This window comes from Agathobacter sp. (genome assembly GCF_977054825.1).
This window is the reverse complement of the sequence record NZ_CDRTEH010000003.1, coordinates 167,417-190,687: the sequence shown is the minus strand read 5'-3', so window position 1 is coordinate 190,687 and position 23,271 is coordinate 167,417. Positions and strand designations below refer to the sequence as shown.

Genomic DNA, 23,271 nt, shown 5'->3' with positions numbered 1-23,271 from the left:
AATACTAACAGGGAGAATCGGACGAAATGGAAATAAAAGAATTGAATCTTAAAAGCTTAAGGGAAATACCAATATTTTTTGCATGCGATGAGGGCTTTGTGAAGTACACGATGGTGTCCATAAAGTCTATCATGGAAAATGCATCGAGAGACCGCAGATATCACATATATATACTACACATGGGAATTTCGGTTGCAACGCAGAGCCGTGTGACGGCAATGGCTGACGCTGATTTTGATATTGATTTTGTTGATGTGACAGAGAAGATGAATTCTATTGCAGGCAAGCTGCCAATCAGGGATTATTATTCGAATACGACATATTTCAGGCTTTTTATCCCTGATATGTTTCCACAGTACAGAAAGGCACTTTATATCGACAGTGACACTATAGTGGTCGGTGACATTTCACAGATGTATGACCACAGGCTTGGAAGGCTCTATGCGGGTGTGTGCCCTGACAGGGTAGTGGCGCAGAATGAAATACTCGGTGAATATGTGGAGAAGGTACTTGGTGTAAAGCGTGAGAAATACTTTAATGCCGGAGTAATGCTCATAAACTGCAGCCAGTTCAGGGAAAATCATCTGCTTGACGAATTTCTTGAGCTGCTGCATGTGTATCTGTTTGTTGTGGCGCAGGATCAGGATTATCTGAATATTCTGTGCAAGGACCAGGTGCTTTACATGGAGCCGAAGTGGAATGCACAGGTGTTTGGTGAGCTGGCATGTCCTGTCGAGGAGGTTGGGCTGTTCCATTTCAATATGGCTGCCAAGCCATGGCACTATAAGGATTGCCGTCTGGCAGAGTATTTCTGGAAATATGCAAAGTACACATCAAGCTATGGTGAGATAAAAGAGGGACTTGAAAGCTATACAGATGAGCAGCGATATGTGGACAGTGTTTCGGGAGAGAAGCTCGTTGAGCTTGCAGTATCGGAAATCAACAGGGAGGACAATTATCTGCGTCAGGTGACAAATACACACCGTTCAGAGGAAAAGCTTGAGCTTTTAAAGCACATTGAAGAGCTGGAAAAGGAAGGGCGCTTTGCAGAGGATGCGCAGGCTAATCCACCGGCGCCGCCGCTTTTGCCGGAGGATATCAACTATCTGTCAAGGAGCTTAAAGAGCAAGACACAGACCAAGTATGCGTTTAAGCTTGCCAGATGGTTTGTAAATCTGCTGATCAAGAAAAAACAGCTTATCATCAAGGAGTATAAGGGGGTTGAAAATCTTGAGAAAGTGGCTGACGGAGCCGTGATTACATGCAATCATTTCAATGCATTTGACAGCTTTGCCATCACACTTGCGTTTGAGCAGGGAAAGCTTAAAAAGAAAAAGCTGTATCGTGTCATAAGAGAGGGTAATTACACGGGCTTTCCGGGCTTTTACGGATTTTTGATGAGGCACTGCAACACGCTGCCTCTAAGCTCAAACTTCAAGACCATGGAGAAGTTTATTACGGCGGTGGACCGTGTGCTTCAGAAGAAACAGTTTGTGCTTGTTTATCCGGAGCAGGGCATGTGGTGGAACTACAGAAAGCCAAGACCGCTTCAGAAGGGAGCCTTCACATTTGCTGCAAGGAATAATAAGCCGGTGCTTCCGGTGTTTATCACTATGAGTGACAGCGATGTAATTGATGCAGATGGTTTTTATGTGCAGGAGTACACAGTGCATTTCTGTGAGCCAATCTATCCGGATCCGTCAAAGAAGCAGGCGGTAAATGCAAAGGAGATGCTTGATAAGAACTACGAGGCATGGAAAGCGGTTTATGAAGAGACCTACAAGAAGAAGCTTACCTATACATGCGATGAGCAGGCGGCTTCAAACGAATAGGACGTATAGTGAGATAAATGCGTCCGGCATGATTTTGTCAGTATAGAAGTGTTATTATAGAAGTGGTACAATGGATAGAGAAAGGGAATATTATGACTGATAATAAATCCGGGGAGATACTCATAATAGAGGACGATAAGGACATCAATGATCTGCTTGCGACAGCGCTTTCAAAAGCCGGATATAGGACAAGGCAGGCATGGTCAGGCACAGAGGGAGAGCTTTTACTTAAGCTGGACAGGGAAGCTTATGCGCTTGTGCTATTGGATCTGATGCTTCCGGGGCTTTCAGGGGAGGAGCTTCTGGCACGGATACGGCAGATGGATGCGTCACTTCCGGTGATAATCCTTACGGCAAAGGATGAGCTGGATGAGAAAATCAATCTGCTCGTGGCAGGTGCTGATGATTACATCACAAAGCCGTTTGAGATAAAGGAGGTCGTTGCCAGAGTGGCTGTGCAGCTGCGTCATGCGGTGGCAGATGTGCCTTCAAAGTCGGGCAAGGCGGGAGAAAACCAGACAAAAGCAGAAAATGAGACCGGGCAGGGAGATACTGCAAATACATACATAGCGGGTCCCGCTAAAATAGAGCACAGACAGCTTGTGCTCGATCGGATTTCAAGACAGCTTTACGTGGCAGATAATGCTGTTGACGGCATTACAAAGCAGGAGTTTTCCATACTCGAGCTTCTCATGGCGCATCCCAGACAGGTGTTTGCCAAGGAGGACATATTCGAATATGCCTGGGATGAGCCGTACATGGGCGAGACAAAGACTCTTGATGTGCACATCAGCAATATCAGAAAGAAGATAAAAAAGCTGACCGATGACGAATACATAGAGACCGTGTGGGGAATAGGCTACAAAATGAAAGAGTAAAGGTAAACAAGCTTTACTCTTTTTTTACTTTTTGTTAGCGTTGTATTAGGATTTTACATTTATATTATATTTAAAGGGTTGCTAAGGAATACAAGAAAAGGAGATTTAATTGTGAGTGAAATATTATTGCAGACAAAGGCACTGACCAAGCAGTATGGGCACCAGAAGGCAGTTGACAATGTGGATATCCACATCAAAAAGGGTGCAATCTATGGATTTATCGGCAGAAACGGTGCCGGCAAGACTACCTGTATGAGAATGATCGGTGGTCTGGCAAAGCCGACAAGCGGAGAGATATCCATGTTTGGATACACGGGAAATGATTTATCAAAGGTACGCTCAAGAGTGGGCTGCCTGATTGAGGCACCGGGTGTATATCCAAACATGACTGCGAAGGAAAATATCGAGATGAAGTGTCGTCTCTTCGGAATCAGTAAAAAGGGCTATGCAGAGGGTATACTTGATAAGGTAGGTCTGTTAAATGTGGGAAAGAAAAAGACAAAAAATTTCTCACTCGGTATGAAGCAGAGGCTTGGAATCGGTATGGCGCTGGTTGGAGAGCCTGACCTTTTAGTGCTTGATGAGCCTATCAACGGACTTGATCCACAGGGAATTGCAGAGGTGCGTGATACGATTCAGAATCTGTGTGCACAGCAGGATATGACTGTGTTTATCTCAAGCCATATTTTGGAGGAGCTTTCAAAGCTTGCCACAGATTACGGCATTATAAATAACGGAGCCCTGCTTCAGGAAATTACCAGGGAGGAGCTGCTTTCCAAGTGCAGTGAGAAGATTACACTGACAGTGGACAATCCAAATAAAGCAGTGCCTGTTCTCGATAAGATGGGCTTTGTGCACTACATGATAGTGGACAAAAATCATATAGATGTCTATGAGCGCCTGAATGACAGCGCCGCCTTAAATACAGCACTTGTCACAGCGGGAGTTTCGGTGGCACAGCTGGCGGTCACAGGAATGGAGCTTGAGACATATTTCCTTAGTATCACAGGAGGTGCGACAAATGTTTAATGCGGTAAGAATGGATATTTACAGACTGATACATACAAAGTCAGCTTATGTTATACTGGTAATAGCTATGGCACTCGCAATAGCTATGAGCGGTATGACAGCTCTTGTCAGAAGCATGGCGGCAGAGGGCATCGTGGAAACAACTGATGAGGTCACTATGGTAAGTGAGTCGGACAGTGAGATAGCAGATGAATACGATACAGCATCAGTGGAATCGTCGAATGGACCAACGGCAACAGTCGGGCTTGAAGTAGACGAATCCGACACGTCAGATGAGGTGCCGACCATAGCAGATATGGTTGAAAGCGATATAGCGGGGCTTGACCTGGCACTTTTACTTGCGATATTTACGGTGCTCTTTTCAACAGCAGACCTAAACAGCGGCTATATAAAGAGCGTAGGCGGACAGGTGAAGAACCGTGGAGTGCTGCTGTTTTCAAAGATGATAGCGCTTTCGGTATTTACCCTTGTGGCTATGGCACTTGATGTGATTGTCCAGTGTATTGCGACTCCGCTGTTTTTGCATGGAGCAGAATTCGGAGATGCAGCAGACTTATTTAAGATGCTTGGCAGCCAGTATGTGGTCACACTTTTGTTTGTATATTTTGTCATGGCAATGGCAATCATTATAAAAAACAATGTAATCAGTATGATTATCGCTGTGTGCATGTGTACAGGTATCTTTACACTGATTTTCAGTGGAATCAATATACTTATTGAAAAAATCGGAGTAAAGAACTTTGATATAAATGATTACCTTATTGTTAATCAGATTTCTGAGCTTGACCTGAGTGCATCTGCAAAGACTGTAGGCGGTGCATTTGCGGTAGCCGCTGTGTGGGCTGTGGTGTCACTGATTGCAGTGTACGGTGTGTTTAAACGCAGGGATATATAATGTGTTTTGAATGAGGAATAAAATATGATTTGGAAAATACTGACTGTGATACTTGCAGTTTCGGTAGCTGTCTTAATAGCTGTGCTCGTAAAAATAAGGGCACAGCTTCGTGACATTAATGAACAGCTTGATTTTTTGTGCGAAAAGGATACAAATATGCTTCTTTTGACCGATACCAACATGGCTGATATCGGAAAGCTTAAGGAGCACATAAACAGATTTTTAGAGCAATGGCACAGGCAGCGTGAGGCTGCGGCAAAAAAGGAGCAGATGATATCTGACACGTACACAAACCTGTCGCACGATATCCGCACTCCGCTTACCTCGCTGGACGGCTATTTTCAGCTGCTTAAGGATGAGACTGACAAGAGTGAGCAGGAGCATTATATAGATATTATCCAGGAGCGCATCACAAGCCTCAAGGATATGCTTGAGGAGCTTTTCATGTTCACAAAGCTTAAAAATGACAGCTTCAAGCTAGAGCTGTCTAATTGCTGTGTCAGCAGACTTTTAAAGCAGACAGTGTTTTCTTATTATGAGGAGTGGAAAAAGCAGGGCATTGAGCCGTCGCTTGATATATGTGAGGATACGATATTTATCACTGCAAATGCGCAGGCTCTAAGGCGTGTGTTTCAGAATGTGATAAAAAATGCACTGGTGCATGGGCAGAACAGCATATGCATACAGATGAAGCAGAAAAATAAGATGGTCCATATTTTGGTTTCAAACGATGTGAAAAATCCTGATGATATAGACGTGGATAAGGTGTTTGAGCGCTTTTACAAGGCAGATGAGGCGAGGAGCATATCATCGAGCGGGCTTGGACTTTCGATTGCAAAGGAGCTTGTGGAGAGAATGGGCGGAAGCATTGAAGCAAGGCTTGAGGGGAAGCGGTTTGTTGTGGAAATACAGTTTGAAGGTGAATAGTTCACTTTTGTAATGTCACTTTTGTAATGTGATAAATAATGTTGACACACATGAAACAAAATGATATACTTTTAAAGTGTTTGCGGGCATGGCGGAATTGGCAGACGCGCTAGATTTAGGTTCTAGTGGGAGACCGTGCAGGTTCAAGTCCTGTTGCCCGTACTATTTACAAGGGTTTCAGAGGTTTTTATTACTTCTGAAATTCTTATTTTTTTATCATTTTTTCCTATACGAAAGGATACCACAATGCAGGCTTACAAGGATTTAGTAAAAGCACTTCCGGGCTTAAAAGAGGATATGCCACGCGCATTTTACATGCTCGCAGAGCTCTTTGATTACGGTTCATTTGATATATGCAGAAGTGACGACAAATATATAATCCCATATATCATGAACGATGCGGTGGAATGCTATCTGACTGTGGAAAATGCAGTGTTAAAGGGCGATTATCATAGCGAGGAAGAAATCATTTCGGCATCGTTGGTTTTAAGAAATGAAAAAGGCTACGGACTTATTCTGCACCAGCACGACAATGTGGTCACACTCTGGTTTGATAATTTGCATGTGCATGAAGCATGCTTTAAATACCATGAAATAGGACATTTCTGGGTAAAGGGACAGGAGCAGTGGCGCATGCTTGTATATATGGTAGGAACAATCGCGGACAAGTATATGTACATGGGAAAGGAATACTGCAACGAGACAGAATGCTTTATCCAGAGCCTTATTTACTTTGCACCGTTTCGCAGATGGACACCGGTACCGGGCGATTTGATGGAGTATCATTTTCCGGCCCGTGTAGAGGGAATAGACATTATGGAGGAGCTTTGCAGGGAGGTTTCGGACACTGATTATCTTAAACTCATTGCACGCTACAGGGCAAATCCATGTGAGAAAACTGAAAAGCTTTTGAGCAGACATTTAGCCGATGCAAAAAGAGTACCGCTTTATCAGTATATTTATAAGCTTGTGATAAAGGCATCAAAGGATTATCCGGAGAGAAATTACGGAAATCAGATAAATGAACGCATAAAAGAAAAGCGTAAAGCGCTTGAAAAGGAGCTGCTTCAAAAGGGATACACCGGAAAATACCCTGTGTTTTCAAAGAAAAATACGACTGTGCGTGTAATGGAGGAACAGCCCTACGTTACAGCAATTCTCGAGTGGGATGATTACAAATATAAGCAGCAGCTCATGATTTCAGAGTGCAGTGCTAAAAGGTATGACGGAATAAATGCAGGATTTTTTAAAGGAATAGGCAGACACGGACGCATTGTGCAGGTGTAGATATACATAAAACAAAAGCCACGGAGCAATCCGTGGCTTTCATAATACGCTTATTACAAGGATGGGCTTGAGAAGACTCGAACTTCCGACCTCACGCTTATCAGGCGTGCGCTCTAACCGGCTGAGCTACAAGCCCTTGTGTTTTGCACAAAACGTATACTACAATATTTTTAGTGAGAAGTCAAGAGTTTTTTACAGGTTTTCTCCATCTGTTTTATTTTTCGGATAATCGTTTGAGTGCGCACTGATGACCTCATTAATCCAGTCTACGCACTGCTTTTTACCGTCATCTGTAAAAGGAAAGGTATTGTCAGTCTTTTTGCTGTCGTCGGTCAGGTCAAAAATATACGGCCCCGGCCATATCCATGCATGAAAGATTGGCTCGCCCTTTTCCTCGGGAGTATCCTCGGTAGCTTCCTTGATGACAGGCTCCTCGCGCTTTATGAGAAAGCGCATACCGTTCATCCAGCCGGTAAAGGTTGTTTTTTTATAGTAGTTGAGATTGAGTGCATCGTCGTATGTAAGCATATATGGCTCCTTGATATATCTTGATATATAATGATATGTAATTATACATCAAATACCCGTTTAATGCCAGATTAATGCCGGTACTTAATAATTCAAAGTAATCATGCGTAGAAAATTAATATTTTAATGCAGAAATAAAAAATGAATAAAAATGTATAAATAACTCTTATAAGCTGCATAAACGGCCCTTATTAATGAGTATTATAAAAATATGACTAATTTTTATGCAAAAATAAAAATGATATAGGAAAATATATCCAATTGACAAAGTATGATTTCTGTGTATAATAAAAAAGAATTGTTCGCGTCAGAACGACAGTTGTATCAGACAGCAAGATTAGGGAGTGTGTAATGACAATGACGTCATTCGCACTTTTTTGCGTATTAGACAAAATACTTTGACGTGGTGCAGTGATAATGCTTTAAAAAATAAAAACATTGCATTATCGATATAAATCCAAGAGGGAGAGAAAATTATGGGTAAGTACATTGTAAAGAGAGTTATTCTCGCTATTTTTACAATCTTCATTATCAGTCTTATCACATTCTTTGCCATGAATGCAATTCCGGGTGGTCCATTCAATTCGGAGAAGGCAAAGAGTCCGGCGGTAATGAAAGAGCTTGAGGCACGCTACGGACTGGATCAGCCACTTATAGTCCAGTACAAGAACTACATGGCAGGCGTGCTGCACGGAGATTTCGGTGTGAGTCTAAAGACTGACCGTCCAATCTCAGATATCATTGGGGAGAGTTTCCCGATTTCAGCAAAGCTTGGACTTTTAGCGGCGCTCACTGCGATAGTATTCGGAGTGGTGCTCGGATCGATAGCAGCGCTGATGCGAAACAGGTGGCCTGATCGAGTTATAGTATTCTTCGTCACGTTGATTACGTCGATGCCGTCATTTGTCATCGCTACATTATTACTTTATTTCTTCTGTATAAAGCTTGGTGTGGTGCAGGCCTTCAAATCAGGAAGCAACATGGTATTACTTCCGGTATTGTCACTGTCACTTTCACCGATGGCATATATTACAAGACTTACAAAGACATCAATGCTTGATGCACTCGGACAGGACTACATCCGTACGGCAAAGGCCAAGGGTGTGCACCAGTACAAGATTATATTTGTACATGCGCTTCGTAATGCGCTCATTCCGGTCATCACATATGTGGGACCTATGATTGGTGGTATCCTCACAGGTTCAATGGTTATTGAGAGTATTTTCAATATCGGAGGACTCGGTTCCAAGTTCGTAAGCTGTATCACAAACCGTGATTACACAATGATTATGGCTACAACACTTTTCCTTGCTGTCATCATGGTAGGCGCGAACCTCATTACAGATATTGTATACAAAGTGATTGATCCACGTATTAAGCTTGATTAAGGAGAGATAAAGATGAAAGATAATATGAAGAGAGCACCTTTCTCTACACAGATTGACCTTAGCAAGTTCAATATGAAGGATTTTGCCAAGGCATCAGATGAAGAGAAACGCCAGCAGGAGGTCATGGGTGAGTCAACCACCTTCTTAAAGGATGGTCTTAAGAGACTCCGCAAAAATCCACTGGCTATGGGGTCTATTATAGTTTTGGTTTTACTTATTTTGGTTATTCTTCTGGCACCAAAGATTGTGCCATACGGCTATGCAGATATTGTTAAGGGTGCACAGAATTTAGGACCTTTCCAGTACAGTGAGGCAGAGCAGGCACAGATTGATGCAGGTGAGAAGCTTTTCCCACATATTTTTGGTACAGATGAGCTCGGAAGAGACTATTTTATCCGTGTTGTCTACGGAGCGCGTGTATCACTCGGAGTCGGTGTGTTTGCATCACTGCTTGTGCTTATAATCGGTATCATTTACGGTTCCGTATCAGGTTTCTGCGGAGGCAGGGTAGATATGGTTATGATGAGAATAGTAGATATCATTTATTCATTGCCTGATATGCTGCTCATCATTTTACTTGCAGTTGTATTAAACGAGGTGCTCACACCTGTAATAAAGGGTACAGTGCTTTCAAAGCTTGGTGTCAATATGATTGCACTTTTCATAGTGTTTGGACTGCTATACTGGGTAGGAATGGCAAGACTTATAAGAGGTCAGATTCTTACCATCAAGCAGAATGAGTACATTCTCGCAGCAAAGTGTATCGGAACATCATCAGCCCGCACTATAAGAAAACACATTTTGCCGAACTGTCTGTCAGTAATCATTATTACTACAGCGCTTCAGATACCTTCAGCTATATTTACTGAGAGCTATCTGTCATTTATCGGACTTGGTGTTTCGGCTCCTATGCCTTCACTTGGTTCACTGGCAAATACAGCGCGTGGCGGACTTCAGAGCTACCCACTGCGTCTTATTTTCCCGGCGCTTACGATTTGTATCATTGTTCTTACATTGAATCTTATCGGCGACGGCTTAAGAGATGCATTTGACCCTAAATTATCGAAATAGTAAGGAGTGAGTAAGATGGAAGATAATAAGTTTGTTCTTGAAGTATCTGATCTGCACACTACCTTCAAGACCGATAACGGAGACGTATCCGCTGTAAACGGTGTCAGCTTTAAGCTTGAGCCGGGCAAGACTCTTGGAATCGTAGGAGAGTCGGGCTCAGGAAAGTCCGTTACAGCATATTCAATCATGCAGATTCTTGCTGAGAATGGTGCCATCACAGGCGGCTCAGTAAAATATAAGGGTGAGGATATCACCAAATTGAATAAAAAGAAAATGGCAGATTTCAGAGGAAAATGCTGTTCAATCATTTTCCAGGATCCTATGACATCGCTTAATCCGGTATTTACGGTAGGCTACCAGCTTGAGGAGGCAGTGCTTCTTCACACAGACCGTACAAAGAAGGAAGCAAAAGAGCGTGCTATAGAGATGCTTACACTTGTAGGTGTCAATGAGCCTGAGAAGAGAGTAAATCAGTACCCTCATGAGCTTTCAGGTGGTATGAGACAGCGTGTCATGATAGCTATGGCGTTAGCCTGTGAGCCGGATATCCTTATCGCAGATGAGCCTACAACAGCTCTTGATGTGACTATCCAGGCACAGATTCTTGAGCTTATGCAGTCACTGCAGGAAAAGCTCGGCATGGCAATCATCATGGTTACACATGATCTGGGTGTCATTGCTTCAATGTGTGACGAGATTATAGTTATGTACGGCGGCCGTGTCTGCGAGAGAGGAACAGCAGATGCTATATTCTACAGCCCGGCGCATGAGTACACAAAGGGACTGCTTCGTTCAATCCCTACAAAGACCAATTCAAAGACCAGACTTGTTCCTATCGGAGGAACACCAATCAATATGCTCAACATGCCAAAGGGCTGTGCATTCTGCCCTCGCTGTGATGCGGCTATGAAGATATGTCTCACCGAAAAGCCGGAGGAAATCTGGGTTGGAGAGGATCATCTCGCAGCCTGCTGGATGAATATTAAGAATATGATGGAGGAGGGAAAATCAAATGAGTAATGATACAAAAAACAACGAGTACCTGCTCAAGGTAGACCATTTGAAGCAGTATTTCCCTGTTCATGACGGATTTAAAAAGATGGAATTAAAGGCAGTCGATGATGTGTCATTTGCCATAAAGCCGGGTGAGACACTCGGACTTGTTGGTGAGTCAGGCTGTGGAAAGACAACAGTAGGACGTACTCTTTTACGTCTGTACCAGCCGACAGCGGGACGCATTGAGTTCGACGGCAATGTATTGTTTGACAGTGAGAAGAAGATAGATGTGAATATGCATCCTTACCGTAAGCAGATGCAGATGGTATTCCAGGATCCGTATTCATCACTCAATCCTCGTATGACGGTTGAGGATATCATCGGAGAGCCTCTCGATGTGCACAAGCTCTACAACAGCAAGAAAGAGCGCCATGAGATGATCATGGATCTCATGGAGACTGTTGGATTAAACGCAGACCATGCCACACGCTATGCGCATGAGTTTTCGGGTGGACAGAGACAGCGTATCGGAATAGCAAGAGCACTTGCAGTAGATCCGAAGTTTATCGTATGTGATGAGCCGGTATCGGCACTTGATGTTTCTATTCAGGCCCAGGTAGTCAACATGTTTGAGGACCTGCAGAAGGAAAGAGGCTTATCATATCTGTTTATAGCGCATGATTTGCTTGTAGTGCAGCATATCTCTGACAGAATAGCTGTTATGTACTTGGGCCATATGATGGAGCTTGCAGATGCTGATGAGCTGATGGACAATCCAATCCATCCGTACACACAGTCGCTGCTTTCAGCGGTTCCGATTCCAGATCCTGAGACTGCCAGACACAGCAAGCGAATCGTCCTTGAGGGAGATGTTCCTTCACCTCTTCGCATGCCTAGCGGCTGTCCATTCCGTTCGCGCTGTAAATACGCGACAGAGCAGTGTGCAGCAGCACGTCCGGAGCTTACAGACAGAGGAAACGGACATATGGTTGCATGCTTCAACCGCTAATATACGGTTTTTACCGGCATATAGCTTAAGCCGCTTGTGCCGGTTCTAACATAAATTTATTTTTCATTATATAAGGAGGAAGAAAGATGAAAAAGAGATTAGTAGCACTTACTCTTGTTGCAGCTATGGCACTTGGCATGACTGCTTGTGGAAGCAAGAGCGAGAGCAAAATATCTACTAACGACACATCTGCTAACGGCACTTCTCATACTTCTGTATCAGCAGGCGTAGACTGGACAGGCTATGATGAGTTAGTAGAATCTATCCGTACAGAGACAGATCTTGCAAAGCGTGCAGAGATGATGCACCAGGCAGAGGATATGCTTATGGATACATGGTGTGTTATTCCACTTTACTACTACAATGATCAGTATATGCTCAAGGATTATGTAACAGGCGTATACTCAACAGTAGAGGGTATGAAATACTTCTACAATGCAAAGAACACAAAGAATGCCGGAAAGTTAAACATTTTCATGGCATCAGAGCCTGATCATATCGATCCTGCATTAAACAGTACTGTTGACGGCGGATGTCTTGCAGTAAACAGCTTTGAGGGTCTTATGCGTTACAACGCTGAGGGCAAGCTTGAGCCTGCATGTGCAGAGAGCTATGAGGTTTCTGAGGATGGTCTCACATACACATTCACAATGCGTGACGGTCTTAAGTGGTCAAACGGTGATGAGCTTACTGCAAAGGATTTCGAGTGGTCTTGGAAGAGAGCTGCAGATCCTAAGACAGCTGCAGATTACAGCTACCTTTGCGCAGTATTCGCAGGATATGATGATACAAAGGGTCTTGCTGCTGATGATGTAGTAGCTTCTGAGGATGGAAAGACTCTTACAGTTAAGCTTAAGGCAGTTACACCATACTTCCTTGACTTATGTGCATTCCCATTCTTCTTCCCTGTAAACCAGAACTCAGTAGAGGGAAATGATGACTGGGCAAACGATGCAGGCGACAAGTTCGTTACAAACGGTGCATTCACACTCAAGGAGTGGAAGCATGATTCAAGCATGACATATGTTAAGAATCCTAACTACTGGGATGCTGACAATGTAACAGTTGATGAGATGAACGTAATGCTTACATCTGATGATGTTTCAGCTTACACAGCTTACCAGAACGGTGACCTTGATTTTATTGATTCAATTCCTACAGCAGAGATTGAAGCAGCTAAGAAGACAAGCGAGTTCTACACAGTAGACAACCTTGGAACATACTACGCAGGCTTCAATATCAACTCTAAGCTCTACTCAGATCTTGGATTAGATGCTGATCAGGCTAAGGTATTCAGACATGCAATCTGTCTTCTTATCGATCGTCAGTACATCATCGATACAATTGCTCAGGGCGGACAGAAGATTGCCACAACATTTATCCCAGAGGGTGTTACAGATGGTAACGGTGGCGAGTTCAAGAACAAGGATTACTACGGCACAGATTACGATAAGAACTTTGAGGAGGCTAAAGAGCTTCTTGCTTCTATCGGATTATTAGATGAGAGCACAGGTCAGGTAAACCAGACTATCGAGTTCTCTTACCTCGTAAACAATTCAGAGGCCAATGTAAAGATTGGTGAGGCTATCCAGGCTGATCTTTCAAAGGTAGGTATCAACTTAAAGGTTGAGCAGCAGGAGTGGAACGTATTCCTTAACAGCCGTAAGGACGGACAGTTTGATTTCGCCCGTGAGGGATGGCTTATGGATTACAACGATCCAATCAACATGCTTGAGATGTTCACAACAAAGTCAGGTAACAACGATATGCAGTTCGGTCGTTAATTTGATTTTGCAATCATAACAAAGCAGCTTATAGGAAGTCATACAGCTATTGTATGGCTTCCTTTTTTGTGCTTTTTAAGTAGGCTTTTCAGAGCGAAAAAAGGCTCTTTAAAAATATACGATAATGGTGTAGAATTGTTATTATATAGTTTTAGAATGATGTTTGAGGGTGTGTGATGATTTTAGGACTAAGTGATACGGAAAAGAAATTTAAGACTGCGATGGATACGGCAGGTGCCGACATGACAGTGGTCAACAGCTGGCTTAAGCTGTATGTCAAAACCAAAAAGAATTCCTCCGGCGTTGCAAAGCGCTATTATGGAGTGAAGACCGGTTTAAGCAGCCTGCTTTCAGATTTAAAGGAGCTTGAGCAGCAAGTTATTGGGTATCGTGAGCTCACAGGGGCTGACAGGAAGCACTTTGGAGAGCTCATAAAGGCGTGCAAAGCGAAAAGCGGCATGTTTGACGATGAATTTTTAATCAGCAAGGCAGACACGGATTTTCACACGACTCTGGACTCTGTTGTAAAGCAGGGGGATAGGTATTTGTCATCCTTTGACAACGGTATTATTTTACAGAGTGAGATAGAGAACCTGATGCACCTGACAAATGAGGGGCTTGAAAGGAAAAAGCCTGATTTGTTTGCCCTGTCATATTTCTATCTGGGGCACAGCAACAAAGAGCTTGCAGAGCTTAATTTCACACAAAAGACCAAGCAGGTGCATGAGATATATTATGAGGAGTTCTGGAAGGATATATTAAAGCAGCTTGAGGCATGTGTGAAGCAGGCGGAGGCCATAAACGATAAGTATGAGGGCACGACAGACCGGCGCACGGCAAGGATACTGTCAGAGCTTAAGCCACTTCTTGTGGGCATTGCAAAGCAATGGGAGCCGGAACAGACAGCAGAGTACATATTGCGCGATATGTGCAGGATATTCAAGGATTGACATAGAAAATGCAGATTGATAAAGGAGCAGAATATGGATGTTATAATTTGGGCTATTATATTAGGAGCTGTTTTTTATATTAACAAAAAATCTAAGAGCGCAGGAGGCAAAAACACGCAGCCAAACAAGCCGAGACCGCAGCAGCAGAAGAAGCAGCAGGTGCAGCAGATATGGAACAGCATGCAGAATACAGTTCAGTCGGGTATGAATGCATTGAACCAGACATATCAGCAGAAGCCACAGCCACAGAGACCACAGATGCAGCAGAGACCACAGCAGCAGAGAGCACAGTCACAGCAGAGCAATCCGGATATAGTGCAGAGGGCCATGAAAAACAATGCACGCTTTGCGGATGATACGACACAAAAAGAGCTTGAGACAATGCACGGACATAGCGAGGCACAGCAGAGGATTAAGCAGGAGCACTCAAGAAACTGCCAGACACTGCATAGCAAAGCGGCAGACGGTGCAAAGATTATAGAGGCTGAGACACAGAGCATGTTTGGCAGTGTTGAGGATCTGATTGCCATGGGCTACAGTGGCGATCTGGAGTTTGAGAGAGATTTCCTTGGAGAAGGCTTAGACATGATTAACAACTTTTAAATAATAGGAAAAGAGGCAAAAATGATGGACCAAACACCAAAGCCCGGAGAGCTTTACAGACACTTTAAGAATAAGCTGTATCAGATAGTTACAGTGGCAACACATTCAGAGACAGGAGAAAAGCTGGTGATTTATCAGGCTTTATATGATGATTTCGGAGTATATGCAAGGCCGCTTGATATGTTTGTAAGCGAGGTAGACCATGAAAAATATCCTGATGTGAAGCAGAAATACAGGTTTGAGAGGGTTACGATTAAGGATAAGCCGGAGGATATGTTGAGAAAAAGCATCTCTTCTGATGCAAATGTGATCACAGCTAATGCGCCGGAAACCGTGAGTGTTCAAGCACAGGCATGTCATGAGCCGATACCGGATGCAGACGCAGGTCAGGCTCCAAATCCGCGTTTGATGGAGTTTCTGGATGCGGATACCTTTGAGGAAAAGTACAATATACTTGTCTCAATGAGGGATACCATAACCGACCGCCTTATAGATGATATAGCGGTGGTTATGGATGTTGTAGTTCCTGAGGGCCCATTGCAGAAGCGGTATGATGATTTGAAGAATACGATAAAGACAAGACAGTACTATGAATTTTCCAACCGGCTCAGATAGCTGTTGTGATATTTGCCGGATTCGGTGACATCCTCGCCAAACCAGTCAGGGGCTACGAATTCATTTGCTGCGTCAACAGAGTCGAATTCCACCTCCACAAGCGTAAGAGGAGCCAGATCACCCTCAAATACATCAAGCTCAGCGGTCAGGCCGCCGTCAAGAGGTATGAGATAGCGGGTCTTTTCGATTAGGCGGCCGTCTATCTTTTGGACGAGATGTATGTATGCCTCTTTGGTAAGAGGAAGATTGTACTCCTCGCGCACCATAAGACCGGCGCCCTTGTAGGTCATATAATAGCTGTCGTTTGAGCGTCTGACTCTGACAACAGGAGATGTGCACAGATAGCCCTGGGCAATTTTCTTGCTCGCGTAGCTGTCTAAATTGGAAGGAAGCTGTTTAAGTAGGTATTTTCTTTCGATTTCCATGGTATGTCCTTTCGGTTTATGAGTGGATTTATAGTTACACATAACTGATTATAATGACCGGTATTTAAAAATTCAAGCGGTGAATCCAGGCTTATGAGCAGTAACCTTTTTATAGGCGTTACTGATATGTAGTAATTTCTATAGTATTTTTAAGAAAAGAAGGAGAAAAATATGAGTAAAGTAGGAATTTTTATGGCAGACGGCTGTGAGGAGATTGAAGGACTTACAGTGGTCGATATAGTTAGAAGAGCAAAGCTTGAGATTGAGACCATATCAATCACAGAAAAAGCTGAGGTGACAAGCTCACATCAGGTGACCTTTAAGACAGATACAACAAAGGCGCAGGCTGACTTTGACAGCTACGATGCAATCGTACTGCCGGGAGGAATGCCCGGTACATTAAACCTTGGCGCAGATGAGACAGTGGTAAAGACAATTAAGAGCTTTGCCGCTGATGGAAAGCTTGTTGCGGCAATATGTGCAGCGCCTAGCGTGCTCGGGGAGAATCATATACTTGAGGGCAAAAAGGCTACCTGTCATCCGGGCTTTGAGGAAAAGCTCCTCGGTGCACAGTGGCTTGAGCAGCCTGTTGTTGTGGATGGAAATGTGATTACAAGCCGTGGAATGGGAACAGCGATTGCATTTGCACTCGAGATTGTCAGATACTTCACAGACGATGCCACAGTAGAGCATATCCGACAGGGGCTGGTATACTAGACCGGCAAGTCCTATATTATAACAAAAGAGGTCACACACCAAACCCCATGGTGCGCGGCCTCTTTTTGTGCTTGCGATTGAAGCGTATTTTTGAAGCTTGCTATTGCAGAGCTTATTTCATCTGCTGCTCCTGCTTCATGATCATCTGCTTGACCATCTCGCCACCGATTGAACCGGCCTGCTTAGAAGTAAGGTCACCGTTGTAGCCCTCCTTTAAAGGAACTCCAAGCTCTGAAGCAACCTCTTCCTTGAAACGGCTCATAGCCTCTTTTGCCTCCGGTACAGAAGCCTTTTTACTACTTGATGCTGCCATAATGCAATACCTCCTTTTAAAACGTTATACACAAGCTGTATGTGTATGGAAATATTATGCCGTAAAATGACAAAAATATGTTTTGGTATTGCTGACAATTTATGGAATTATACACAAAAGCAAATTTAATGTAAAAAACACTGGAAATAGTGGATTTGTTGTGTTATAATCATCCAATGACTGGGCTTAGCAGTTTAAAAAGCGTGCCCACATTACATTTGATGTACATACCATTCATATATATTTTTAAGGAGGATAACGATTGACATGAGTGTACAGGTTGAGAATTTAGAGCATAATATGGCGAAGCTTACTATTGAGGTAGCAGCTGAGGAATTAGAGAAAGCATTGGATTCTGCATATCAGAAGCAGAAGAAACAGATTAGTGTACCTGGATTCCGTAAAGGAAAAGTGCCAAGAGCTATGATTGAGAAAATGTATGGAGCAGGTGTGTTCTATGAGGATGCAGCAAACATTCTTATGCAGCAGACATATGCAGGTGCAGTTGACGAGAGTGGTGTTGATATAGTTTCACGTCCTACAGTTGAGGTTACTCAGATTGAGAAGGGACAGCCTTTCATCTACACAGCAGAGGTTGCTGTAAGACCAGAGGTTACTCTTGGTAAGTACATGGGCGTTACAGTTACAAAGATCGACACATCAGTTTCTGATGAAGAGGTTGACGCTGAGCTCGAGAATCAGAGAAACAAAAATGCAAGAACAGTTACAGTTACAGATCGTCCTGTAGCAGAGGGAGATACAGCAGTTATCGACTTCGAGGGATTTGTTGACGGAGTAGCTTTCGAGGGTGGAAAGGGTGAGAATCATCCATTAGAGATCGGTTCACACACATTCATCGATACATTCGAGGATCAGTTAGTAGGAAAGAACACAGGCGATGAGGTTGAGGTCAATGTAACATTCCCTGAGCAGTATCAGGCAGCAGACCTTGCAGGAAAGCCGGCTACATTCAAGGTTAAGATCAACGAGATCAAGGCTAAGGAGCTTCCTGAGCTTGATGATGAGTTTGCACAGGATGCAGCAGGTGTTGATACATTAGCTGAGTACAAAGAGGAAATCAAGAAGAACCTCACAGAGAAGAAAGAGACAGAAGCTAAGAAGACTAAAGAGGATGAGGCTATCCAGAAGATTATCGACAAGTCAAAGATGGATCTTCCGGAGGCAATGATTGAGACTCAGTGTGAGACAATGGTTGAGGAGTTCGCTCAGAGAATCGCACAGAGCGGTCTTACAATGGAGCAGTACTTACAGTTCTCAGGCATGACAGTTGACCAGCTTAAGGATCAGGTTCGTCCAGAGGCTACAACACGTATCCAGAGCAGCCTTGTACTTGAGCAGATTGCCAAGGAGGAGAACATCGAGGTTACTGATGCAGATATCGATGCTGAGGTAGAGAAGATGGCTAAGGCATACGGCATGGAGGCTGATAAGCTTAAAGAGTACATGGGAGATGCTGAGAAGGAGTCTATGAAGAAAGACCTCGCTATCACAAAGGCTGTAGATCTTGTCATGGACAACGTTAAAGAGCGTGCAAAGGCAAAGAAAAAGGCTGATGCAGAAGAGTCTACAGAAGAATAAGATTTTTTGAATCAAAATTTGATGGACTGGCTCAGAAGCCTATTTTCTGAGCCGGTCTTTTGAGCTTTTATAAAGGAGGCATTTTATATGAGTTTAGTACCATATGTCATTGAACAGACCAGCAGAGGAGAGCGCAACTACGACATTTACTCCAGATTATTAAAAGACCGTATTATTTTCCTCGGAGAGGAAGTGAACGAGACAACAGCAAGCCTTGTTGTTGCCCAGCTTTTATTCCTTGAGTCTGAGGATCCAAATAAGGACATCCACCTTTACATCAATTCACCGGGTGGAATGGTTACAGCAGGACTTGCTATTTACGATACTATGCAGTACATTAAGTGTGATGTCTCAACAATCTGTATCGGTCTTGCAGCCAGCATGGGGGCTTTCCTTCTCGCAGGTGGTGCAAAGGGCAAGAGATATGCTCTTCCAAATGCAGAGATTATGATTCACCAGCCATCAGGCGGTGCAAAGGGTCAGGCTACTGAGATTCAGATTGCTGCAGAGAATATTTTAAAGACAAAGAAGAGATTAAACGAGATTTTAGCAGCCAATACAGGCAAGCCATATGAGACAATTGCAGCTGATACAGAGCGTGACAACTATATGTCAGCACAGGAAGCAGCTGAGTATGGTCTTATAGACAGTGTAATAATAAACAGATAATTATAAGTTAGATGAATTTAAGAGGGTACCCCGTATGGGATGCCCTCATGCAATAAAAGGAGTTAATAATGGCAGGAAAAAACGACGGAAAGATTCGCTGCTCATTTTGCGGTAAGACACAGGACCAGGTAAATCGTTTGATTTCCGGACCTAATGGAGCTTTTATCTGCGATGAGTGTATAGATATATGTGCCGAGATTCTTGAGGAGGAAGGCGTTGAGGGCCATGAGGACAAGAGCAGCGCTAAGGATGATATAAATCTTGTTACTCCGGAGGAGCTTAAGGCATTTTTGGATGACTATGTAATAGGACAGGACCAGGCTAAGAAGGTGCTTTCGGTTGCTGTTTACAATCACTACAAGAGAGTACTGGCAGGTGATACATCAGATGTTGAGCTGCAGAAGAGCAATATCCTCATGCTTGGACCTACAGGCTCAGGAAAGACACTTCTTGCGCAGACACTTGCCAGAGTGATAAATGTACCATTTGCCATCGCTGATGCTACAACACTCACAGAGGCAGGATATGTAGGTGAGGATGTGGAGAATATCCTCTTAAAGCTTATTCAGGCGGCAGATTATGATATCGAGCGAGCAGAGCACGGTATCATTTATATAGATGAGATAGACAAAATTACAAAGAAATCAGAGAATGTCTCAATCACCAGAGACGTGTCAGGAGAGGGTGTACAGCAGGCTCTTTTAAAGATTCTTGAGGGCACAGAGGCATCTGTACCGCCACAGGGCGGCAGAAAGCATCCACAGCAGGAGCTTATTCCTATTGATACCACCAATATACTTTTTATCTGTGGTGGAGCCTTTGATGGTCTGGAGAAAATCATCGACAGCCGTATGGATACATCATCTATCGGTTTCAATTCTGATGTAAAGTCAAAGACAGAGCTCAATGTGGGTGAGGCATTTAAGCATGCACTTCCACAGGATTTTGTGAAGTTTGGACTGATTCCTGAGTTTATCGGACGTGTACCTATCACAGTCTCACTTGAGGCACTTGACAGGGATGCGCTTATCCGCATACTCAAGGAGCCTAAGAACTCACTTATCAAGCAGTATGCAAAGCTCTTTGAGCTTGACGGAGTAGGTCTTGAGTTCACAGATGATGCAGTCAATGCCATCGCTGACAAGGCACTTGAGAGAAAGACAGGAGCCAGAGGTCTTCGTGCCATCATGGAGGCTGTTATGCTTGACCTTATGTATCGTATACCGTCAGACAAGAGCATCAGCAAGTGCGTAATTGACAAGGATACCGTTGAGGACAACTTAAAGCTCGATGGTGAGTGTGTGCCGGAGGCATATATCGAGGAAAAAGCAGCGTCATAAGTACATGGCGGTATTTTATAAAGGTACAGCATCGGATAATATAAATTGCACAGCTCTTTGTTAAGCTTAGCTGTGCAATAATACAGGAGATATAAGTGGAAGAACAGATTATTAACATGCCTGCAGTAGCGCTGAGAGGGCTTACTATTCTGCCCGGGATGATTGCTCATTTCGACGTCAGCAGAGAGCGCTCACTCCGTGCTATCGAGGAGGCTATGGAGCAGGATCAAAGGATATATCTTGTCACACAAAGTAATGTGGACAGGGAGGACCCGACTCAGGAAGACCTCTACCGGATGGGAATAGTAGCCGACATAAAGCAGGTTGTCAGACTGCAGAATGATGTTGTGAGAATACTTGTAGATGGAATAAGCCGGGCAAAGCTGCTTGGCTTTACCGGTCGTAAGAAGTATCTTGAGGCAGAAATTTGTTATTGTGACAGTAATGCAGACAGCCTGCCGGAGGATCTAAAGGAGGCTATGCTTCTCGGAGTCAGGGAGGCGTTTCACAGATATGCGGCAGTCATAGGCAAAATCAGCAAGGAGCTTATCAGACAGATAGACCAGTATGAGGATCTTGAAAAGCTCATAGACTATGTGACCAATAATCTGCCGGTGTCATATGAGCTGAAGCAGCAGGTGCTTGAGGCAGAGGACATCAATGACAGGTATCAGGTTATAGTATCATTACTTCTCTCCCAGGTGGAGGTTATTTCCATAAAGAATGAGCTTCAGAAAAAAGTAAAGGTTCGTGTGGACAAGCATCAGAAGGAGTATGTGCTTCGCGAACAGCTCGGCGTGATACGTGAGGAGCTGGGTGAGAATGCTGACTCGGATGCTGATGAATATGAGAAAAAGCTATCCGAGTTAGATGCGCCTGACTATGTGAAGGAAAAGACGAAAAAAGAGATAAAGCGCTTTAGAAATATGAGCAGCAACTCATCTGAGAGCACGGTTGAGAGAGGGTATATAGAGACAGTGCTTGAGCTTCCGTGGAACAAAATGTCTGTGGACAACAAGGACCTTGACCATGCAGCGCAGGTGCTTGATGATGATCACTACGGATTAAAGGATGTTAAGGAGAGGATACTTGAGTTTCTGGCAGTCAGAAATCTGACCAGCAAGGGAGAGAGTCCTATCATATGTCTTGTCGGTCCTCCGGGAACTGGAAAGACAAGCATAGCCCGCTCAATTGCGGCTGCACTGGAGAAGAAATATGTGCGTATTTCTCTTGGCGGTGTGCGCGATGAGGCAGAAATTCGTGGACACAGAAAGACATATATCGGTGCCATGCCGGGCCGTATAGTAAATGGCTTAAGACAGGCAGGTGTCTCAAATCCTCTCATGCTGTTGGATGAGATAGATAAGGTGTCAAGTGACTACAAGGGTGACACATCAGCCGCTCTTCTTGAGGTGCTTGACAGTGAGCAGAACTGCAAATTCAGGGATCATTACATTGAGATGCCTGTGGATTTGTCGGAGGTGCTTTTTATTGCAACGGCAAATGAGGTTTCGGGCATTCCAAAGCCACTTCTTGACAGGATGGAGCTTATTGAGGTGTCAAGCTACACTGAAAATGAGAAGTTTCATATCGCAAAGGAGCACCTGGTTGAGAAGCAAAAGAGCAAAAACGGAATTAAAAAGGAACAGCTTACGATAACAGACGGAGCTTTAAAGGACATCATCAGGCTGTACACCAGAGAGGCCGGAGTCAGAAGTCTTGAGAGGACTATCGGCAAGCTGTGCCGCAAGGCTGCAAGAGAAATCTTTAAGGACAGCGAAGCAGCTGTAAAGGTTACAAAGACCAATCTAAAGATATACCTTGGCAATCCGAAGTACAGCCCGGAGAAGAAAAATGATCACGCTGAGGTGGGAATCGTTAGAGGGCTCGCATGGACCAGCGTGGGCGGAGTCACGCTCGAGGTCGAGGTGAATGTGCTGCCGGGCAAGGGTGAGCTTGTTCTAACAGGTAAGCTTGGAGATGTGATGAAGGAGTCGGCACAGGCGGCACTTAGCTATGTGCGCTCAATAAGCGAAGGCTATGGTATTGATGCAGAGTTTTACACGAAGCATGACATCCATATACATATCCCGGAGGGAGCAGTGCCAAAGGATGGTCCATCTGCAGGTATCACTATGGCGACAGCCATGCTCTCGGCTATTACAGACAGAGCTGTCAGGGCAGACGTGGCCATGACAGGAGAGATAACGCTGCGCGGCAGGGTGCTTCCGATAGGAGGACTCAAGGAAAAGCTGCTTGCAGCCAAGGTAATCGGAATAAAAACAGTGTGTATTCCAAAGGATAATGAAAAGGACCTTGAGGAGATTTCAAAGGAAATAACAGACGGCATGGAAATCGTGCCGGTGGAGAAATTTTCACAGGTAGAGAAGATAGTATTTGTAAAATAAGAATGAGG

General features: G+C 44.0%; 22 protein-coding genes and 2 tRNA genes. 20 read left to right on the top strand and 4 right to left on the bottom strand.

What is annotated here, in order from left to right; genetic code table 11:
• Nucleotides 1–26 precede the first annotated feature (26 nt).
• The 7 genes from ACW6PM_RS04980 to ACW6PM_RS04950 all read left to right on the top strand — a co-directional run bounded on the left by ACW6PM_RS04980 (nt 27) and on the right by ACW6PM_RS04950 (nt 6,848).
• Complete coding sequence (locus tag ACW6PM_RS04980; RefSeq protein ID WP_456056410.1) at nt 27–1,832, top strand: glycosyltransferase; 1,806 nt, start codon at nt 27–29, stop codon at nt 1,830–1,832.
• A 92-nt stretch (nt 1,833–1,924) separates the two neighbouring features.
• Nucleotides 1,925–2,710 (top strand): response regulator transcription factor, encoded by a 786-nt coding sequence (locus tag ACW6PM_RS04975; RefSeq protein WP_456056409.1) that lies wholly within the window; start codon nt 1,925–1,927, stop codon nt 2,708–2,710.
• A gap of 111 nt (nt 2,711–2,821) precedes the next feature.
• Complete coding sequence (locus ACW6PM_RS04970; protein ID WP_118191222.1) at nt 2,822–3,739, top strand: ABC transporter ATP-binding protein; 918 nt, start codon at nt 2,822–2,824, stop codon at nt 3,737–3,739.
• The gene (locus ACW6PM_RS04965; RefSeq protein WP_456056408.1) at nt 3,732–4,634 is read left to right on the top strand and encodes an ABC transporter permease; all 903 of its coding nucleotides are present in this window, start codon (nt 3,732–3,734) and stop codon (nt 4,632–4,634) included. The genes ACW6PM_RS04970 and ACW6PM_RS04965 overlap by 8 nt, the downstream gene beginning before the upstream one ends.
• Before the next feature lie 24 nt (nt 4,635–4,658).
• Nucleotides 4,659–5,561: a sensor histidine kinase gene (locus tag ACW6PM_RS04960; protein WP_456056407.1), complete on the top strand. Its 903-nt coding sequence runs from the start codon at nt 4,659–4,661 to the stop codon at nt 5,559–5,561.
• 82 nt (nt 5,562–5,643) lie between these two features.
• A tRNA-Leu gene (locus ACW6PM_RS04955) sits at nt 5,644–5,723 on the top strand.
• An 84-nt stretch (nt 5,724–5,807) separates the two neighbouring features.
• Nucleotides 5,808–6,848, top strand: coding sequence for a DUF3878 family protein (locus ACW6PM_RS04950; RefSeq protein WP_456056406.1), 1,041 nt, complete (start codon nt 5,808–5,810; stop codon nt 6,846–6,848).
• A gap of 62 nt (nt 6,849–6,910) precedes the next feature.
• On the opposite strand, the gene ACW6PM_RS04945 is transcribed toward ACW6PM_RS04950, so the two are convergent.
• Nucleotides 6,911–6,984 (bottom strand) — tRNA-Ile (locus ACW6PM_RS04945).
• Nucleotides 6,985–7,040: 56 nt separating this feature from the next.
• Nucleotides 7,041–7,376: a GNAT family acetyltransferase gene (locus tag ACW6PM_RS04940; RefSeq protein WP_118003721.1), complete on the bottom strand. Its 336-nt coding sequence runs from the start codon at nt 7,374–7,376 to the stop codon at nt 7,041–7,043.
• 476 nt (nt 7,377–7,852) lie between these two features.
• Here ACW6PM_RS04940 and ACW6PM_RS04935 point away from each other — a divergent pair, with 476 nt between their 5' ends.
• The 8 genes from ACW6PM_RS04935 (at nt 7,853) to ACW6PM_RS04900 (ending at nt 15,792) form a co-directional block, all read left to right on the top strand.
• A complete protein-coding gene (locus ACW6PM_RS04935) occupies nt 7,853–8,764 on the top strand; it encodes an ABC transporter permease (RefSeq protein WP_308500027.1) in 912 nt (303 codons plus the stop codon).
• Between the two features lie 12 nt (nt 8,765–8,776).
• On the top strand, nt 8,777–9,835 hold the full coding sequence (locus ACW6PM_RS04930; RefSeq protein ID WP_308500026.1) for an ABC transporter permease: 1,059 nt from the start codon (nt 8,777–8,779) through the stop codon (nt 9,833–9,835).
• Nucleotides 9,836–9,850: 15 nt separating this feature from the next.
• Entirely contained in the window at nt 9,851–10,855 is a 1,005-nt protein-coding gene (locus ACW6PM_RS04925; protein WP_308500025.1) for an ABC transporter ATP-binding protein, read from the top strand.
• On the top strand, nt 10,848–11,840 hold the full coding sequence (locus ACW6PM_RS04920; RefSeq protein WP_456056405.1) for an ABC transporter ATP-binding protein: 993 nt from the start codon (nt 10,848–10,850) through the stop codon (nt 11,838–11,840). Before ACW6PM_RS04925 ends, ACW6PM_RS04920 begins: the two co-directional genes overlap by 8 nt.
• Before the next feature lie 86 nt (nt 11,841–11,926).
• Nucleotides 11,927–13,624, top strand: coding sequence for an ABC transporter substrate-binding protein (locus ACW6PM_RS04915; protein WP_456056404.1), 1,698 nt, complete (start codon nt 11,927–11,929; stop codon nt 13,622–13,624).
• A 176-nt stretch (nt 13,625–13,800) separates the two neighbouring features.
• Nucleotides 13,801–14,574 carry a hypothetical protein gene (locus ACW6PM_RS04910; RefSeq protein WP_456056403.1) on the top strand — a complete coding sequence of 258 codons (774 nt, stop codon included), beginning with the start codon at nt 13,801–13,803 and terminating at the stop codon, nt 14,572–14,574.
• A gap of 33 nt (nt 14,575–14,607) precedes the next feature.
• Nucleotides 14,608–15,177, top strand: coding sequence for a hypothetical protein (locus tag ACW6PM_RS04905; protein ID WP_456056402.1), 570 nt, complete (start codon nt 14,608–14,610; stop codon nt 15,175–15,177).
• Between the two features lie 24 nt (nt 15,178–15,201).
• Entirely contained in the window at nt 15,202–15,792 is a 591-nt protein-coding gene (locus tag ACW6PM_RS04900; RefSeq protein ID WP_456056468.1) for a DUF1653 domain-containing protein, read from the top strand.
• On the opposite strand, the gene ACW6PM_RS04895 is transcribed toward ACW6PM_RS04900, so the two are convergent.
• Entirely contained in the window at nt 15,765–16,217 is a 453-nt protein-coding gene (locus tag ACW6PM_RS04895; protein WP_308650201.1) for a CYTH domain-containing protein, read from the bottom strand. The genes ACW6PM_RS04900 and ACW6PM_RS04895 overlap by 28 nt on opposite strands.
• Nucleotides 16,218–16,388: 171 nt before the next feature.
• On the opposite strand from ACW6PM_RS04895, the gene ACW6PM_RS04890 reads away from it, so the two are divergent.
• Nucleotides 16,389–16,934 carry a DJ-1 family glyoxalase III gene (locus ACW6PM_RS04890; RefSeq protein ID WP_308668953.1) on the top strand — a complete coding sequence of 182 codons (546 nt, stop codon included), beginning with the start codon at nt 16,389–16,391 and terminating at the stop codon, nt 16,932–16,934.
• A gap of 112 nt (nt 16,935–17,046) precedes the next feature.
• Here the strand turns inward: ACW6PM_RS04890 and ACW6PM_RS04885 are convergent, their stop codons facing one another.
• Nucleotides 17,047–17,247, bottom strand: coding sequence for an alpha/beta-type small acid-soluble spore protein (locus ACW6PM_RS04885; protein ID WP_012741850.1), 201 nt, complete (start codon nt 17,245–17,247; stop codon nt 17,047–17,049).
• Nucleotides 17,248–17,514: 267 nt separating this feature from the next.
• Between ACW6PM_RS04885 and tig the strand changes: the two genes are divergently transcribed.
• The 4 genes from tig (at nt 17,515) to lon (ending at nt 23,263) form a co-directional block, all read left to right on the top strand.
• On the top strand, nt 17,515–18,846 hold the full coding sequence (tig, locus tag ACW6PM_RS04880; protein WP_308650203.1) for a trigger factor: 1,332 nt from the start codon (nt 17,515–17,517) through the stop codon (nt 18,844–18,846).
• Nucleotides 18,847–18,933: 87 nt separating this feature from the next.
• Nucleotides 18,934–19,515, top strand: coding sequence for an ATP-dependent Clp endopeptidase proteolytic subunit ClpP (gene clpP / locus ACW6PM_RS04875; protein ID WP_456056401.1), 582 nt, complete (start codon nt 18,934–18,936; stop codon nt 19,513–19,515).
• Between the two features lie 68 nt (nt 19,516–19,583).
• Nucleotides 19,584–20,855 carry an ATP-dependent Clp protease ATP-binding subunit ClpX gene (gene clpX / locus ACW6PM_RS04870; RefSeq protein ID WP_308650204.1) on the top strand — a complete coding sequence of 424 codons (1,272 nt, stop codon included), beginning with the start codon at nt 19,584–19,586 and terminating at the stop codon, nt 20,853–20,855.
• A 95-nt stretch (nt 20,856–20,950) separates the two neighbouring features.
• Nucleotides 20,951–23,263 carry an endopeptidase La gene (gene lon / locus ACW6PM_RS04865; RefSeq protein WP_456056400.1) on the top strand — a complete coding sequence of 771 codons (2,313 nt, stop codon included), beginning with the start codon at nt 20,951–20,953 and terminating at the stop codon, nt 23,261–23,263.
• The last annotated feature ends 8 nt before the right edge of the window (nt 23,264–23,271 follow it).